The sequence below is a fragment of the Ornithinimicrobium sediminis genome, from assembly GCF_021272345.1.
In the GTDB taxonomy this organism is placed as follows: Bacteria; Actinomycetota; Actinomycetes; order Actinomycetales; family Dermatophilaceae; genus Ornithinicoccus; species Ornithinicoccus sediminis_B.
The window spans coordinates 77,472-93,776 of record NZ_JAJSDQ010000004.1; the positions used below are offsets into that span (position 1 = coordinate 77,472).

At 70.3% G+C, this 16,305-nt stretch carries 13 protein-coding genes, 1 tRNA gene and 2 pseudogenes; 6 read left to right on the forward strand and 10 right to left on the reverse strand.

All coding sequences use genetic code 11. The features are described 5' to 3' along the window. Positions 1-309: 309 nt before the first annotated feature. The 3 genes and pseudogenes from LVO85_RS10535 to LVO85_RS10545 form a co-directional block, all read right to left on the reverse strand. Positions 310-1,482 (reverse strand): annotated as a pseudogene (locus tag LVO85_RS10535) (IS110 family RNA-guided transposase); the annotation flags it as partial. Between the two features lie 311 nt (positions 1,483-1,793). After that, positions 1,794-2,486 carry a class I SAM-dependent methyltransferase gene (locus LVO85_RS10540; RefSeq protein ID WP_232747446.1) on the reverse strand — a complete coding sequence of 231 codons (693 nt, stop codon included), beginning with the start codon at positions 2,484-2,486 and terminating at the stop codon, positions 1,794-1,796. A 222-nt stretch (positions 2,487-2,708) separates the two neighbouring features. Continuing rightward, positions 2,709-3,383 carry a hypothetical protein gene (locus LVO85_RS10545; protein WP_232747447.1) on the reverse strand — a complete coding sequence of 225 codons (675 nt, stop codon included), beginning with the start codon at positions 3,381-3,383 and terminating at the stop codon, positions 2,709-2,711. Positions 3,384-3,398: 15 nt separating this feature from the next. On the opposite strand from LVO85_RS10545, the gene LVO85_RS17185 reads away from it, so the two are divergent. Then, the gene (locus LVO85_RS17185) at positions 3,399-3,731 is read left to right on the forward strand and encodes an IS3 family transposase (protein ID WP_408637685.1); all 333 of its coding nucleotides are present in this window, start codon (positions 3,399-3,401) and stop codon (positions 3,729-3,731) included. Here the strand turns inward: LVO85_RS17185 and LVO85_RS10550 are convergent. Further along, positions 3,707-4,894 carry an adenylate/guanylate cyclase domain-containing protein gene (locus LVO85_RS10550; RefSeq protein WP_232747448.1) on the reverse strand — a complete coding sequence of 396 codons (1,188 nt, stop codon included), beginning with the start codon at positions 4,892-4,894 and terminating at the stop codon, positions 3,707-3,709. The two genes, LVO85_RS17185 and LVO85_RS10550, sit on opposite strands and share 25 nt — an antisense overlap. Positions 4,895-5,416: 522 nt before the next feature. Next, the gene (locus LVO85_RS10555) at positions 5,417-5,743 is read right to left on the reverse strand and encodes a hypothetical protein (protein ID WP_232747449.1); all 327 of its coding nucleotides are present in this window, start codon (positions 5,741-5,743) and stop codon (positions 5,417-5,419) included. Positions 5,744-6,166: 423 nt separating this feature from the next. On the opposite strand from LVO85_RS10555, the gene LVO85_RS10560 reads away from it, so the two are divergent. Next, the gene (locus tag LVO85_RS10560; RefSeq protein ID WP_232747450.1) at positions 6,167-7,864 is read left to right on the forward strand and encodes an FAD-dependent oxidoreductase; all 1,698 of its coding nucleotides are present in this window, start codon (positions 6,167-6,169) and stop codon (positions 7,862-7,864) included. Continuing rightward, positions 7,857-9,248 carry an adenylate/guanylate cyclase domain-containing protein gene (locus tag LVO85_RS10565; protein ID WP_232747451.1) on the forward strand — a complete coding sequence of 464 codons (1,392 nt, stop codon included), beginning with the start codon at positions 7,857-7,859 and terminating at the stop codon, positions 9,246-9,248. The genes LVO85_RS10560 and LVO85_RS10565 overlap by 8 nt, the downstream gene beginning before the upstream one ends. Before the next feature lie 371 nt (positions 9,249-9,619). On the opposite strand, the gene LVO85_RS10570 is transcribed toward LVO85_RS10565, so the two are convergent. Beyond that, complete coding sequence (locus tag LVO85_RS10570) at positions 9,620-9,991, reverse strand: hypothetical protein (protein ID WP_232747452.1); 372 nt, start codon at positions 9,989-9,991, stop codon at positions 9,620-9,622. Positions 9,992-10,388: 397 nt separating this feature from the next. Between LVO85_RS10570 and LVO85_RS10575 the strand changes: the two genes are divergently transcribed. The 3 genes from LVO85_RS10575 (at position 10,389) to LVO85_RS10585 (ending at position 13,534) form a co-directional block, all read left to right on the forward strand. Continuing rightward, positions 10,389-11,621: an IS110 family RNA-guided transposase gene (locus LVO85_RS10575; RefSeq protein WP_232747453.1), complete on the forward strand. Its 1,233-nt coding sequence runs from the start codon at positions 10,389-10,391 to the stop codon at positions 11,619-11,621. 285 nt (positions 11,622-11,906) lie between these two features. Next, positions 11,907-12,284, forward strand: coding sequence for a hypothetical protein (locus tag LVO85_RS10580; RefSeq protein WP_232747454.1), 378 nt, complete (start codon positions 11,907-11,909; stop codon positions 12,282-12,284). Positions 12,285-12,295: 11 nt separating this feature from the next. After that, a complete protein-coding gene (locus LVO85_RS10585; RefSeq protein ID WP_232747455.1) occupies positions 12,296-13,534 on the forward strand; it encodes a metal-dependent hydrolase family protein in 1,239 nt (412 codons plus the stop codon). 12 nt (positions 13,535-13,546) lie between these two features. On the opposite strand, the gene LVO85_RS10590 is transcribed toward LVO85_RS10585, so the two are convergent. The 4 genes and pseudogenes from LVO85_RS10590 to LVO85_RS16815 all read right to left on the reverse strand — a co-directional run bounded on the left by LVO85_RS10590 (position 13,547) and on the right by LVO85_RS16815 (position 16,266). Further along, positions 13,547-14,038: a tyrosine-type recombinase/integrase gene (locus LVO85_RS10590; RefSeq protein WP_332875429.1), complete on the reverse strand. Its 492-nt coding sequence runs from the start codon at positions 14,036-14,038 to the stop codon at positions 13,547-13,549. Positions 14,039-14,351: 313 nt separating this feature from the next. After that, positions 14,352-14,696: pseudogene (locus LVO85_RS10595) on the reverse strand (site-specific integrase); the annotation flags it as partial. Positions 14,697-14,814: 118 nt separating this feature from the next. Beyond that, positions 14,815-14,887 (reverse strand) — tRNA-Thr (locus LVO85_RS10600). Between the two features lie 59 nt (positions 14,888-14,946). After that, positions 14,947-16,266: a transglycosylase family protein gene (locus LVO85_RS16815; RefSeq protein ID WP_269813334.1), complete on the reverse strand. Its 1,320-nt coding sequence runs from the start codon at positions 16,264-16,266 to the stop codon at positions 14,947-14,949. Positions 16,267-16,305 lie beyond the last annotated feature (39 nt).

Sequence of the window (16,305 nt, forward strand, 5' to 3'; positions counted from 1 at the left end):
CGGCGTGTGCGTGCTACGCGGATCCGGTCACCGGGAACTGACCGACCGTGCGCTGATGGGCGCTCGCTCTTCCCCCGTCAGACCGAACCATAGTGCCCAAACGTCGGGTGAGGATGGCAGGTACCTCAAGGTCCCTGACGAAGATCCCAAACTGGTTCCCCTCTGTGTCAAGGGCCACGGTTCCGTCGCTATTCGGGGTGCGCCACCGCTGGTCGCCGTCAAGGCCGTTCGTCCGGTGGGGCGCTGCACCTTGACGGCTCCGGCGCGCCGGCGCGGACTGGCCGCTGCGGGGACCGGGAGGGGGTTGGGCCTGGGTGGGGACGGCGGTAGCGTCGGGTGTGCGGGTCCGGGAAGTGGCTGATCCGAAGTGCCGATGTGCGGGGGCAGGTCGGCCGCGCTGGATATGTCAGACGCCCCGCAGTGCCCTCCCGGACCCGCGCCGTCGACGATGTTGTCCTGCTGGGCTGCGGCGTCGGCGACGAGCTGGCGGTACACCACGTCGGACAGCCGGCGCTTCAGCGCGCGCAGCGCTTCCATCGGCGTCTTGTGGGTCGCGACCTTGCGGTCGTAGTAGGCCCTGCCCTCGGTGTCGTTGCGCAGCTGGACCACCGCGGCGATGTGCAGCACGTGGTTCATCCGGCGGTTCCCGGCCCGGGACAGCCGGTGCCGGACCTGCTCCCCGGACGAGGCGTCCAACGGGGCCGTGCCGGTCCAGGACGCAAACCTCGCCCTGGTCGGGAAGCGGGCGACGTCACCGGTGTCGGCCAGGATCCGGGCCGCGCCGGCCGGGCCGATCCCGTGGATGTCCATCAGGTGCGAACCCCTCGCCAGCACGGCGGCTTTCAGCTCGGCCTTCAGCGCCTTCAGCTTGGCGTCGACGGCGACCAGGTCGGCCAGCTCCTCTACGGCCATCCGCCGCCTCGTCTTGCCCGCGATATCGCGCGGGCGGACGCTGGCCAGCATCTTCTTGGCCTGCAACGCTGACAGGTCCTTCTTCCGCTTGCCGGGGACAAGCTCGCTGAGCAGCCGTTGCAGCCGGTTGACCGTCTGTACCCGCAGCCGGGACAGCTCATCACGGCGGTCCGCCAGCATCCGCAACGCCTCCAGCTCCCCGTCGCGGTGCACCACCCGCAGGCCCGGGGTGCGGACCGCGACGACGGCGATCGAGTGCGCGTCCAGGGCGTCGGTCTTACGGTTGTGCCCGGTGTCGAACAACCGCACTCGCGCGGCCAGCTTGGCCGGGACGTCCACGACACGTTCACCGTCCTCGACCAGGCGCTGCGCCAGCGGGCGGCCGGTGCCGTTGGCGCCCTCGACCACCCACAACCGGTGCGGGAACGTCTTCGCGTAGGACCGCATCGCGGTGTACCCGCGCTGGTCGGTGCCGAACCGGCCGGTCACGACCCGCCGCTCCTGCCGGTCCACGATCTCGATCGTCGCGGACAGCTTGTGGGGATCGACCCCGATGATCACCTCTGCCATGCTCCTCGCCTCCAAAGGGCGCCTCGAACCAATCTGGGAACGGCGAGGTGGGCAGTGCTACTACGAGCAGGGCAGTCCCCTCTTGAGCCACGCCTCGTCAGCGGTGCCCGACGAGGCACAGTCCAGTTGAGAGCCACACCCGAGAGTGGGCAGCCGCGATAGGGAGCGTCCCGCCGGGCACCTAAGACCGAGTCTGGCCCGACCCGATCATGACGCCCAGTCTCCTAGTAGCCGCGCTCCGTGTGTACCTTTCGGGCCGCCATCCGCTGTCGCCGGGCGAGATCGAGGAGAGGTCCCGGGCGCGGGCCTTGTCAGGGTGCCTGGAGAGTGAAGAAGAGGAAGCACACGAAGGCGGTCCGCTCGCGCGCGTTGGCCGGCAGGAGCTCGGTGGGTGTATCCGGTGACCACGAGGGTTCGCTCACCGCCGCGATGCTGAACCCGGCCTCGGTGAAGGCGTCGGTCATGGCATGCAGTGGACGGTGCCAGTAGGTCAGGACGGCACTCTCATCCCCGAACTCAAACTCCTCGGAGTACTGCGTGACGGAGAAGTAGTCCTGGTCCTGGTAGTTGAACAGGTACACGAACGGGTGAGGCACCGAGACGACGAGCCGCCCGCCGGGCCGCAGGACGCGCCGCAGCTCGGTCAGCGGGGCGGTCCAGTCCTGCAGGTAGTGCAGCGCCAGCGAGCACACGACGACGTCGAAAGTGTCGTCGTCGTAGGGCAGGCGCTCACCCAGGTCGGCAACTCTCAGGTCCGTCTGCTCACCCAGCCGGTCGCGAGCCAGGGCGACCATGCCAGAGCTCACATCGAAACCGCTCACGAGCGCGCCCCGATCCCGCAGCGCAGCGGCCAAGGGACCCGAGCCGCAGCCGGCATCCAGAACGCGGTGCCCCTGCACCTCACCCGCCAACTGGACCATTGCCGGTCGCTCGTACCAGGCGTTCAGCAAGTTCGCCTCGTTCGCGTGGGAGTAAGCCCTCGCAAAGCCGTCGTAGTCAGTCATGCCGGCAACTCTCCGCCCCGCGAGGTGTCACAGTGGTCAGGCGTGACCGTACCCCGCGCAGGCGCGCCGAGGGGCCGCGGCGAAACACCCTGTCCTGCCGCCACGGGAGGCCGGAACTACTCGGTGGACGCGCCGGGGCCGGCGAAGCCGCATGACCTGTCACGCAGCTGTCGGGCGGCCGCCCGAACGGCTTCGGGCGGCTTGCCGTGGCACACCTAGGCCTCACCCTTCATGCACGCCGTGTTCCGCTTCAGCCTCCTTCGTCAGCGCAACACGGTCGTCCTGAGACGTCTCGCGATCCTGCTTAGCGTGCTCCCGGTCGAGACCGGCGTTTCGGCGTTCGGGCCAGTCGCCGCCATAGCCACGGTCGTCCTGCGGGGCCAGGAACTGTGTCCGATCCAGGTCGCTCTCCCGACTGTCGGCCGCGTCATCGCGGGCGTCGGCCGTGGCATCGCGCGCGTCAGCGGCGTCCAAGATCGCCTGGGCTGCCCGCATACGGTCGGCAAGCGCAGCCTCCCGCGCCGCCACGGCAGTCTCGCGTCGTCTCAGGTCAGCCTCACGCTTCGCCCTACCCACAGCCATGCTTCCAGTGAACCACCAGCAGACGCCCGTGACACGCGGTGGGCCGAGCAGCTGAGGTTGACCTCGTTGGGTGGACATCCTGACCGGCCAGGTGCGTCTGGCAGGAGAGGATGCCCTGATGGGTGCCAAGAGAAGAGGTACACCCCGGCGTAGCGTCGTGACGCTGCTCATCTGGTGATCGACACCGGTCGCACCATCGCTGAGGTCGCCCATGAGATCGGGGGCGCAGTTGCTGGGTCGGTGGGTCGCAACCGAGCGGGCCCAGATGGATGACCCGCCGGTGCGCTGGATCTCGACGAGCGGGCCGAGCTCCATGATGGCAGTCTCGGGGTGAACGGGGCACCCAGGATCACCGCGGACCTGCGTGATGACGGGGAGGTCGTCTCAACCAAGACGGTCGCCAAGCTCATGCACCCCGACGGTCTGCAGGGCATCAGCCCCCGGCCCCGGCGGCCGGTGACCACGCTGGCCGACCAGGTTCCGCACACCATCCCCGACCGGGTCGGGCGGGCCTTCGACCGCGGCGCACTGAACGTGGTGGTGTGGCACCCTCACAGTCCCACACCGCCGCGGCGTTCTCACATGGTTTTGGGTGGTCATCCTCGCCCACCCGACACGCTTCGTGCAACCACGGCCTGTCATCTGGGCATTTCGTCTTCTTGATGGTCATTGTTGCGCATGCTCTCAGGAGCGTGTGGTCGCGAAGCTTTGAGATGGTATGTCTCCATGGGGCCTTTCCCCTTCACCTTGGTCGTTCCCCGGGGCCCGACGTCGAAGTCTTTGCCGAGGGCGGCCGCGACACGCGTGGTGATGTGGATCTCTCCGGGCAGGGCGTGGGACTGCATGCGGCTGGCGGTGTTGACGGTGTCACCCCACAGGTCGTAGATGAACTTGCGGCGCCCGATCACCCCTGCCACGACCGGGCCGGTGTCGATCCCTATCCGGACAGCGAGCCACGTCTCCCCCGTGTCTGCGGCGATGACGGCGATGTCCTCCCTCATTCCCAAGGCCATCCTGGCGATCGACTGGACATGTCGAGGCCCCGCCTCCGGAACCCCGCCGGCCACCATGTAGGCATCCCCGATGGTCTTGATCTTCTCCACACCCTCGACACCGGCGCGGTGATCAAAGGCGGTGAAGATGCGGTCCAGGAGCGCCACCAGGTGCTCTGGCGCCATGACGAGTGCCTGCTCAGTGAATCCGACCAGGTCGGCGAAGAGCACGGTGACACTGTCGTGACGTTCGGCAATGACCTCCGTTCCGTCCTTGAGGCGGGCGGCGATCGGCTCAGGCAGCACGTTCAACAGCAGTTCCTCGGACCGTGCCCGCTCGATCTCGAGAGCGCGGTGCACCTGAGCCCGCTGCTCCACGAAGTACCCGAGCATCACGTACGCGCTCACGGTGACACCTGCGACGTTGAGGACGAAGAACCCGACGACGACTCCTTGCGGCAGGTTGGCCGCAGACTGCGAGAGGAGCGGGTCGAGCACCGCCAGCAGCGCCACCTCACCGAGGAACGCCACCAGCCACACCATCGACCGCCGTAGACCAAGAAGAGCGAGGGCCGCGAGCGGCACGAACAGGGCCCACAACACCATGCCGCTGGAGGCGACGAAGCCACCGAGCGAGGCCTGAAGCAACGCCGGCAGGATCAGCATCATGAGTAGCTGGGATGTGCGGAACACGTCGAACCGCCGTGTCCGCGTCAGAACGACCAGCCCGATGACAGTGACGAGCTGGTACAGCGCCGGGATCGCCGCCGACCTGGCATACCCGAAGGACAGATAGGTACTCACCCAGACCACCGAGAGCAGGGCGATCAGCACGGACGCGACGATGAGGGTGCCCGCGCGGAGTCGCTCGTCGCGGGAGTCGCCCGGGCGCCCACCGAGGTCCGCCAAGCGGGTGACCAGGCCCACAACCCGCGGTCTCAGCTCCGGTCGCACGGGAGCACCGACGGGCCGAGAGGTCGACACCCGGTCAAGCCTCTGAGCGAGCACGGTCGCGAAAGGTGCTGGCACCAGCCGCCGCCGCGCTGGGCCACGTGCCAGCGCTCGTGGTGGTCCCGGTGGGGCGTCCGGTATGCCGTGGAGGTGAGGACCTCGTCGTCGTGCTCGAGGTCAGTGTGCTGGGCTTGCAGGTAGTTCATGATCCCCGTCGTGGGCACCGCGGCAGGGAACCTGTCGAATGTGCCGCCCATGTATGACGTCCGCAGTGTGTGAGCAGGTCCTTGAACCGCTGGAGGTGCGGCGCGGCCTTCGAGCACACCCGCCTGGTGTCTGCCCAGTGGCCCGGCGTGTCAGGTTGGGACGGCCCGACAACACAGGGCCCTGTAGCCCGCTGCAAGCTCAGAACCCGCTGCCGTACGGGTAGCGTGACTGCACCCCGGCGATGTGCTGCTCAGTCGGCCCACGCCCTCCCGGGTCGCGTCGGGCGTCGATCCCTGCAAGCGCGTACATCCCCGCCACCACGGCGAGCCCAAGCAGAAGCAGCAGCGGCAGTGCGCTCGGCCTGGCGAAGATCCACCCGACAAGGGCCAACGCCATCAGCGGGTACACAGACTTGACGCGCGCCCTCACGACGACCTCCTCAACCCCGAGACCTTCCAGCGTAGCCCTCGCACGCCCGCACGCACAGACCTCAGGGACCACGGCGGACCCGGCAACAGCGTGCACGCTGAGCGACCCCCTTCCACTCCGAGTGCGTCAGGAACACCGTGGCAAGAGGGGGCTCGTGACGACACCATCGCCCGACCATCCCTTCCCAGGAAGGGGTCCTCGCCATGAGGACCTACGTTGCATGCTGGGCCTACACCAGTGGCGCAAACGGCAGATCGAGGGCAGCCAGTACCTCGCGTGCGGCCGCTGCGACACGGAGCGCGACACCGTCACCTCCGGCACCCCGCCTGGTGGACTTTGCGCACAACCAACAGCCAGAGCGCCAAGGATCTCTGCGTAGCACCAAGACGTTCCGCACGTCTTAACATCCTGGCCGAGCTCGACCCCGTTCCGTGAGCGCGAGCGCCCACGCCACCTGGAGGTGGCGATACCGCCGGAAAAGGTACTGACATCGGCCGTCGAGGGGCCTAGTCTCGAACTATGGCCGGCATGCCTTGGGCTGAGCGACCGCTGCTGCTCGCGGTCGACGGGGACGCGAGCATCTTGGGCCAGATCGAGAGCGAGCTCACCCGCGCCTTCGGCAGTGACTTCCGGGTGCGCTGCGAGCTCAGCCCCGCCGATGCGCTCACCACGCTGCGCAGCACCCACCAGCGGGGCGAGCCCGTCGCCGTCGTGTTGCTCGACGAGTCGTTCAGCGACGCGGAGCGGGCCGAGATCTTCTCGACCGCCCGCTCGCTCCACCCCGCTGCCCGCCGTGCCCTGCTGCTGCCCTGGGGCGCCTGGGCGGATAAAAGCTCGGCGGCCAAGGTGCTCCACGCGATGGCGGTCGGCGACGTCGACTACTACGTGCTCAGGCCCTGGACGCCGCGCGACGAGCTCTTCCGAAGGGTCGTCGCAGAGTTCATCCAGGACTGGTCGCGCAAGGACCCCGCCAACCTGCGCGAGGTCGTCGTCGTAGCCGACAAGCACTCCGGGCGCGCCTTCTCCGTCAGCGACCTGCTCAACCGCAACCAGATCCCTTTCGCCTTCCGCGAGCGCGGCTCCGAGCTCGGGGCGGACGTGCTGGCCCAGACCGGTCACCCCGAAGGCGAGGTCATCGTCTGGATGCCCGCCCTCGGTGGGACCTGCCTGGTCGACCCGACGGACGTCGAGATCGTGGAGGCATGGGGCTTCCACACCGACCTCGACGACGACTCACGCGAGGTCGACCTCCTCGTCATCGGGGCAGGGCCGGCGGGGCTCGCCGCTGCTGTATACGGTGCCTCGGAGGGCCTTCGCACGCTCGTGGTGGAGCGAGAGGCGATCGGCGGGCAGGCGGGCACCAGCTCCCTCATCCGCAACTACATGGGCTTCTCCCGCGGGTTGAGCGGCGCAGAGCTGGCCCAGCGCGGCTACCAGCAGGCCTGGGTCTTCGGAGCCCAGTTCCTGCTGATGCGCGAGGTCAGACGCATCGAGACCCTGGGCGAGCAGTTCGTCGTCCATATCCCCGGCGCAGGCGAGGTGACCGCCCGGGCGGTCCTCCTGACCACCGGCGTCTCCTACCGCAGGCTGGGCGTGCCAACGCTGGAGGCTCTCACCGGCAAGGGCGTCTACTACGGCGCGAGCGTGTCCGCAGCGCACTCCCTCAGCGGCCTCAACGCCGCAGTGGTCGGCGGTGGCAACTCGGCAGGGCAGGCCGTCCTGCACCTGGCCCGATACTGCAAGGAGGTGCACCTGGTCGTGCGCACCGCCGACCTGCGCGAAGGCATGTCGGCTTACCTCGTCGACGCGATTGCCGCCGAGCCTGTCATCACCGTCCACCTCGACACCGAGGTGGAAGACGGCCGCGGCGACGGACGTCTCGAGGTCGTCACCCTGCGCACCCGGACCACCGGCGAGGGCCGCGACATCGAGGTCGACGGCCTGTTCGTGATGATCGGCGCGCAGCCCCGCACGGACTGGCTGCCTCCCCAGGTGAAGCGGGACCGGTTCGGCTTCCTGCTCGTGGGCGCCGACGTCGCTGACTCCGAGGCTTGGACCGCGTCCCGGGCACCGCTGCCGTACGAGACCTCGATCCCTGGACTCTTTGCCGCCGGGGACCTCCGCTCGGGGTCGGTGAAGCGGGTGGCCTCCGCGGTCGGCGAGGGATCCGTGGTGGTCAGCCAAGTCCACCAGTTCCTGACAACCCCCCATGGGTGAGCCGGGCACGACCGCCTACTCTCCCCTGCGGGCAGCGGGAGCCGCCACCGCGCTCGCCCTGCCCCTCCTTGGGCTCGTCCTGCTCCTGGCCCGGCCCGAGCTCGACGTGCGTTGGGAGAACCACCCCGCCCACTTCTGGCTCGTGCTCATCACGGCCGCGCTGGCCGCCGCGCTGGCCTACGCGACCGGGGAGGCGGCGGTGCGCCGGGGCGACGCGAGGGTGCTGCACGTGTCGCTGGCCTTCCTGGCCTCTGCAGGCTTTCTCGGTCTGCACGCGCTGGCCACTCCCGGGGTGCTGCTCGAGCAGAGCAACGTCGGCTTCGCCGTGGCCACGCCGGTCGGGATCGCCGTCGGCGCCCTCTTCGCCGCGCGCTCCACGGCCGACCTCTCCGGTGACCGCGCCGTGCGTGAGGTGCGCGTCGCAAAGCAGCTGCGGTTGGCCCTTCTGGTTGCGATGGTGCTCTGGGCGGCGGTGTCGCTGGCCGAGCTGCCCCCTCTCAACAGACCACCGATCGATGCCGAGGGGCTCCCCTTTGCTCTGGGCGCGGTTGCGGTGCTCCTTTACCTCGGCAGCGCCGCCCGCTACCTGCAGCTGTGGCGCCGCCACCGGCCGGTGATGCTGCTCGTCGTGCTCGCTGCGTTCGTGCTGCTCGCCGAGGCGATGGTCGCCATCACCTTCGCCCGCAACTGGCAGCTCTCCTGGTGGGAGTGGCACGTGCTGCTGCTCGCGGCCTTCGCCCTGGTCGCCTGGGGGGCCCGCTCCTCCTGGCACGAGGAGCGGTTCGCCGACCTCTACCTGGACGACACGAGCGCGGGCGAGCGCGAGATGAGTGTGCTCTTCGCCGACCTGCAGGGGTTCACGTCCTGGTCCGACACCCACCGGCCCGAGGAGGTGACACAGATGCTGAGCGCCTACTTCGCTGTGGCGGTCCCCGCCGTCGTCGAGCCACACGGAGGGGACGTCGACCGCATCATCGGCGATGCGCTCATGGTCACCTTCAACCGCCGCGGCGACCAGCCCGACCACGCGGCGCGCGCCGCGTGTGCGGCCCTGTCCCTGCAACAAGCCGTTGAGCCCGTGGCCCGAGCCCACACCGACTGGCCCGTCTTCCGGGTCGGGGTCAACTCGGGGCCGGTCTCCCTGAGCGTGTTGGGCACCGCCGGCGGTCGCACCCACACGATCGTCGGCGACACGGTCAACACTGCGTCGCGCATCGAAGGCCAGGCTCCACCGGGTGGGGTGGCCATCGGGCCCGGCACAAAGGACCTCCTCCCGGACGCGGTGACCGTGCCGCTGGGCCCGCTGTCGCTGAAGGGTAAGAGCGAGCCGGTCCAGGCGCACCTGCTCATCGCGCTTGGCGGCAGGTCCGACCGGGGTGGCTGAGCCGCCCCCGGGACCGTCCCCGGCGAGTATGTGAGCCCGCAGGAGCGACACCGACCCGAGCGTTACATAGGGGGCAGCAGGTGCCTGATGGCCTCGACCTTGATCTCACCGACTGCCTGGCACTGCGTCCCGTGGCGCCTGGCCCACGTCCGGTGACGTCGAGTCAACCCTGTCAGGTCGGCACTTCTTGTCAGGACTGCGGGGCGGGCCGCTCAACACGACTACGCCACGGTGGTAGAGGCTGCCCCGAGACTCTGGGACCTGACCCTCTCCCCACGGGCGCTGGGCGGGTGGGCCGGGGCAGCGGGAAGCCTTCACCGCCCGATTCCACGAACTCCTGGACTCACCAGCACGCTGAAAGTGCCGAACGCCTATCTGCGTCGTCTGTGATGCAGCGTGTTGCTCTGGTCGGTGAAGGACATCAGCACGCGGGAGAGTGCGGGCTCGAGCGTCACAAGGTCCTCCTCGTCCATGCGGTTCGTGTTCAGTGCCCAGGTGAGGCGGTCCAGCACGTCGACCCACTCGCGCGTCGAGCGCGGAGACTGCGGGACGGGCACCGTGACTCTGCGCTCGACGACCGTCTTCTTCTCGACGACCACCTCGACCGGCCGGTCGACGACGTCCACGGCCGCCAGCCCTGCATCGGCGGCGCGCCGCTGCTCCCAGGCGCGGTGCCGGCAGGAGCTCGAGCACCACTTCGGCACCGGCCGCGGGTGGGGACGGCGACCTCGGTCCCGCACCATCCGCATCGCACCTTCTGCCCCGCCCTCCGCCGGGCGATGGGCCCGTCCCTGCCGCTAGGGACGCTGCTCGAGCTGCCCTCCATGCGAGCCTCCGATGGCTCGTCACTGCGCTCACTTCGATTGTGCCAACGACATACCCGGACCGGCGGTGCACGAGGTGTAACGGTTTGGGACCTGGCGGTCCCTGCGCTGGCTGCTGAGAATGGGGGTGTCGTCCGGCGACGTCGGCACACACTGGTGCGGGAGAGCCCGGCCGAGGTGTATGGCGCGGGGTCCTCGGGTGCCGCTGGATTGTTGCTACGAGCACGTGGGTCTGTGTCCTGGCAGAGGGCCTTCCGGGCGGCGTGAGCGGCTGCGAGGGCCGCGGCCGCTGTCGCCTGGAAGGGGCGTGGTCAGGATGGAAGTGCTGTTCGAGCGGGTGGCCGGGTTGGACGTCGGTAAGGAGTCGCTCACGGTGTGCGTGCGTACCCCGGGTGCGCGGCGTGGCCGGCACACCGAGACGCGCACGTTCAAGACCACGACCGGGTCACTGCGGGTGATGCGCGACTGGCTGGTCGAGAACGGGGTGAGCATCGCGGCGATGGAGTCGACCTCGACGTACTGGAAGCCGCCGTTCTACTGCCTGGAGGAGGTGATGGAGGTCTGGCTGCTCAACGCCGCGCACATGAAGGCCGTGCCCGGTCGCAAGACGGACGTGCGGGACGCGGAGTGGATCGCTCAGCTGCTCGAGCACGGGCTGCTGGCGCCCTCGTTCGTGCCGCCGCCGGTCATCCGCTCGTTGCGGATGCTGACCCGCTACCGGGTGCAGCTGATGGGCGACCGGACCCGGGAGATCACCCGGTTGGAGCTGATGCTGGAGGATGCCTCGATCAAGCTGTCTACCGTCGCATCCTCCCTGTCGACGGTCTCGGCGCGGGTGATCCTGACCGCGATGATCGCCGGGGAACGTGACCCGATGGTGTTGGCGGAGATGGCCAAGGGCCGGATGCGCTCGAAGATCCCTGACCTGGCCCAGGCGCTGGAGGGGCACTTCGAGGCCCGTCACGCCCGGCTGGCCCGCTCGATCCTGGACCGCCTGGACCAGGTCGAGGCGCACCTGGTCGAGCTGGACGAGACGATCCGGGAGGCCTGCGCCCCGTGGGCGCACGAGATCGAGCTGCTGCAGACCATCCCCGGCGTCGGGGAGCGCGTGGCCCAGGTCATCGTGGCCGAGACCGGTGCGGACATGTCCCGCTTCCCCTCGGCCGCGCACCTGGCCTCCTGGGCCGGGCTTGCTCCGGGGGTGTACGAGTCGGCGGGCAAGACCCGCCCGGCCGGCACCCGGCACGGCAACAAGTGGCTGTGCGCGATGCTCGTCGAAGCCGCCGGGTCGGTGGCCCGGATGCACGGCAAGAACTACCTCGCGGCGCAGCACGCCCGCCTGGCCAAACGCCGCGGCCGGGGGCGGGCCCAGGTCGCCGTCGCACACTCGATCCTGGTGTGCGCCTACCACATGCTCAGCAACGACGAGCCTTACCGCGACCTGGGAGCTGACTGGCTGTCGCGCCGCACCGAGGAGGCCCACACCCGTCGCCTCGTCGCCCAGCTCGAACGGCTCGGGCACAAGGTCGTCATCGACCCCGTCGCCTGACCGTGCTGTCCGGAACGACGTGCCGGGCTCCGCCCGGCGCGCTCACGCGCACGCCTTCGGCCGGGTTATTCACGGGTCTGTGTGGGACATGAGCGGGGCGGAAAGCGACGGCTTCAGCGTCGGTGAGCGTGCACGGGTCGTGGCCAGCTCAGGGGTGGGCGAGCGCGCGGTCGGTGCTGGGTTCGTCAGGTCGGGTGACAGTCAGGGCTCGGTGAGTCCCTGGGGGCTGGGCTTCCGCTTTGGGTGGCGTCAGGAGACTTCCTAGGGCGTGGAGAGGTGCGAGGGATGGGCAAGCAGGTGGCGAGGCAGCAGGCGCGGGCACGTGCCCGGAAAGCGCGGGCCCAGGCGCGGGAGGACCAGGCGAAGCGGGAGCAGCGGTTGACCGGGTTGGGCGAACAGGTCGTCGCCGCGGTGACGGAGCGGGACGCGGCGGTGGTCGACTGCGAACGGCGGGCAGGTCGAGCGCTGCGGTCGTTGGTCGAGGAGGGGCTGAGCACGCGGGAGGCGCTGGCGTGGTGCGGCGTCGAGCTGACGGCGCGCGAGGTGCACCGGCTGGTCCGTGACGCGGAGGTCGGTGGGGAGTCGTCGCCGGATGAGGAGGGCAAGCCACGCCCAGCCACTCCCCCGTGCGTCTCGGGCGCGCCGGCCAAGGGCCGAGGGTAGCGTCGGCCGACATGAACCGGGTCCTCTTCAGTGGTGGTGTGCTGGTCGACGGTACGGGCGCCGAGCCGGTGCCCGGTGACGTCCTGGTGGTGGACGGCCGGGTGGCGGCCGTCGGGACCGACGTCCCGGGGTCGGTCGGCGACGCCTCGGACGATGACACGCAGGTGGTGGACTGTGCGGGCGCGTTCGTGACCCCCGGACTCTTCGATTGCCACGTGCACTTCCTGTTCGAGCAGCCCACGATGGTGCAGATCCTCCAGGCGCCGTTCTCCCTGCCCTTCTACGAGGCCATCGACCGGATGCGACGCACGGTCGCGACGGGCGTCACGTACGTGCGGGACGCCGGGGGTGCGGACCTGGGGCTGGCCGAGGCCGTGCGGCGCGGGCTGGTGCTCGGGCCGCGTATGCAGGTGGCGCTCCAGATGATCAGCCAGACCGGCGGGCACGGCGACGACTGGCACGTATGCGGCGCGCAGGTCGGTCTCCTCGCGGATCATCCCGGCAGACCGTCCGCGGTGGTGGACGGACCCGTGGAGATGCGACGCAAGGTCCGCGAGCTGGTCCGGGCCGGTGCGGACGTGATCAAGGTCGCGACCAGCGGCGGCGTGCTCTCGCCTCGGTCCAACCCGATGCACGGCCACCTGCGCGACGACGAGGTCGCCGAGCTGGTGGCCGAGGCGACCGCCGCGGGGCTCAACGTCATGGCGCACGCGATCGCCACGGACGGGATCAAGACGGCGGTCCGCAACGGGGTCCGCTCCATCGAGCACGGGATCTACCTCGACGACGAGGCGATCGAGCTCATGCTCGAGCACGGCACCTGGCTGGTGCCCACCCTCAGCGCGCCCCGGGCGGTGTTGGCCCAGGCCGACGCGGGTGCGGCGATGTCCGACGCCGTGGTCGCCAAGGCCCGCATGGTCGCCGCCGTGCACGATGCGTCGGTGCGGCGGGCGATCGAGGCCGGCGTGAAGGTGGCGATGGGCACCGACTGCGGGGTGGGCGTGCACGGCACCAACCTCGACGAGCTCGGGCATCTCGCCGCCCTCGGTATGGCGCCCGCCCGGGTCTGGGCCGCCGCGTCCGGTGTCGCCGCAGAGCTGCTCGGTGTCGAGGCCGACCACGGAACCCTCGAGACGGGCAAGGTCGGCGACGTGGTCGTGGTCGACGGTGCCTACGACGACCTGACCGGGCTGCGCGAGCGGGTCCGGGAGGTCTGGATGGCCGGCGAGCGGGTCACCTCCCGCGAGTAGACGCCGCGGTGCTCAGGACTGCGGTCTACGGGCCAGGTCCGAGAGCTTGGCGGCGATCTCGGCGTCACGGCCCTGGGCAGCGTGCTGGTAGCGCAGCGCGGCAGCGACCGTCGAGTGGCCGAGCCGGGCCTGCAGCTCGGCCAGGGTCGCGCCGGTCATCGCGACCATGGTGGCGCCGGTGTGCCGCAGGTCGTGGATCCTCAGGTCCTCGCGCCGGGCGGCCGCTCGCGCCTTGCACCAGGCGGTGTGCAGGACCGTCGGCTGCAGGTGCCGCTGCCGGTCGCGCACCGACGGGAACAGCAGTGCGTCAGCTCCAGGCCGCACGTGCGTCTCGAGGTGCTGCTGCAGCGCGGGGACGATGTGCGGCGGCACGCTGACCTCGCGGGTGCCGGCGGCCGACTTCGGGGTGCCGACGACCGGCTGGCCCCGGACCCAGGACACCGCCCGGGTCACCTTGACGACACCGTGGTCCAGGTCGAGGTCGCGCCGCCGCAGCTCGAGCACCTCCCCCCACCCGCAGGGCGCACCAGGCGCACAGCAGGACGACCGCCCCCAGGTGGTCCGGCATCTCCTCCACGAGCACGTCGAGCTCGGCCAGGGTGGCCGGGTGGATCTCCTTCTTCGTCGGAGGGTTGGAGGCGGCTCGGACGCGGCACGGGTTGCTGGCGACAAGCTCGTCTGTGACGGCGGTGGTCAGGATGGCCCGCAGCAACGCGTAGGCGCGGGCGTTGACTGTCGGGTGCTCCGGGGACAGGCCGGCCCACCACCGGCGCACGAGGGCCGGCGTGAGGTCGGTGACGAGCAGGTCGCCGAACTCCGGCTCGAGGTAGCGCCGTAGCAAGTGGTCGTAGCCCTCGCGGGTCCGGGGCTTGAGGGACCGGTCGGTCAGCCACTGGTGGGCGTACTCATCGAAGGTGGGTGGTGCCAGCCGCTCGGCGATCTCCGCCCGCCGCTTCGGAGCGACCCAGTCGTCGCGACTCGCCAGCGCACGCTCGTGGGCCAGCCAGGCCTCGGCGTCAGCCTTGGAGGCGAAGGTGTACGGAGCAGCGTACCTCCCCAGATCCGGACCGGTGTAGCTCGCCTGCCACCGCTTCGACGGCAGCCGCCGCAGTGCGCCGAAGCCCCGTCTCGTTGCCATACCGCACCCCATTTCGTGCAACATACGTGCAACAAGAGTGCCACTTCGTGCGTTACTCCTGACAACGTGTGACCACGCCAGCTCAGGGCATGATCACGTCATTTCCGCTGGTCAGAGCGATGAAATTGCTGTTCAGGAGGAGAGCTGGCGAGGGGACTCGAACCCCTAACCACCTGTTTACAAGACAGGTGCGCTACCGATTGCGCCACGCCAGCCGGTCCGGCCGCCCGAGGGCACCCGGCCAGGGGCCGATGTTACAGGCTCCTCGGTGACCTCAGACCGGCGTCGAGGACAGCACGCTGGAGCCGATGTAGCGGCCGTCGCCGATCTTGAGCCACCCGTTGACCCAGGTGCCGGTCACAGCCGTGCCGCGGGTCTCGGTGCCGACGACGCGGTAGCCGGTGCCGGGGCCGGAGCGCACGTAGGCAGCGCTGCTGGCACTGACGTAGCGGGTGACCTCACCCGAGGACGGAGGCGGGGTCGAGGGGGCCGTCGAGCCGCCGATCGGCGTCGAGGACAGCACCGAGGGGCCGATGTAGCGGCCGTCGCCGATCTTGAGCCACCCGTTGACCCAGGTGCCGGTCACGGTAGTGCCGCGGGCGACCGTGCCCACGACCCCGTAGCCGGAGCCGGGGCCGGAGCGCACGTAGGCGGCGGTGCTCGCGCTCACGTAGCGGGTCACCTCCCCGGAGGCCGGGGGCGCAGGTGTCGAGCTGCCCCCGGTGACGGGCGTCGTGGAGATCACGGTCGGGCCCAGGAAGCGGCCGGAGGCCATCTGCAGCCAGCCGCCGGCGACCAGCGTGCCGGTGACCTCGGCGCCCCGCTCGGCCTGGCCGACCACCGCATACCCCATGCCCGGGCCGGACCGCACGTTGGCGGAGTCGCTCGCACTCACGTAGCGCGTCACCGTGCCGGGCGCGGGAGCCGGTGCGGGGGCGCTGCCACCGGTCACCGGCGTGGTCGACAGGACTCCGGGGCCGAGGAACTTCCCGGTGCCGATCTGCAGCCATCCCCCGCCGACCAGCGTGCCGGTCACCTGGGTGCCCCGGGCCGCCTGCCCGATGACCGAGTAGCCCGTGCCCGGGCCGGACCGGATGTTGGCGGAGTCGGTCGCGCTCACGTAGCGGGTGACCGTGACGCCCGACGCAGTCCCCGGCGCCACCGGGTTGGTGACGGGCTGTGCGTTGGGGTCAGCGCCGCCGTTGGTGCGCGTCAGGCCCGCCCGCACCGAGCAGACCGGCCAGGCGCCCGGCCCTTGCCCGTGGAGCACCCGTCGCGCGATGGCGATCTGCTGGGCCTTGGTCGCCTGGTGCGCGAAGGCCGCGAAGGTCTGGCCGCCGTAGCCCCTCCACGTCGGCTGGTAGAACTGCAGCCCGCCGTAGTAGCCGTTGCCGGTGTTGATGTCCCACCGGCCGCTGGACTCGCAGTCGGCGACCCCGTCCCACACCGTCTCGTCGTACTGCGCCTGCGCGGCAGGGGCCGCCATCGTGAAGGCGCCCACCGCCGTGGCGCCCGCCGCGGTGACCGTGGTCATCCGGCGCAGGGCCGTCGTGCCTGACGTGTGGGACGCGCGGGGCGATGCGTCGGAAACCATGAACCGAACCTCCGTAGGCGGATACCAGATTCGACTACG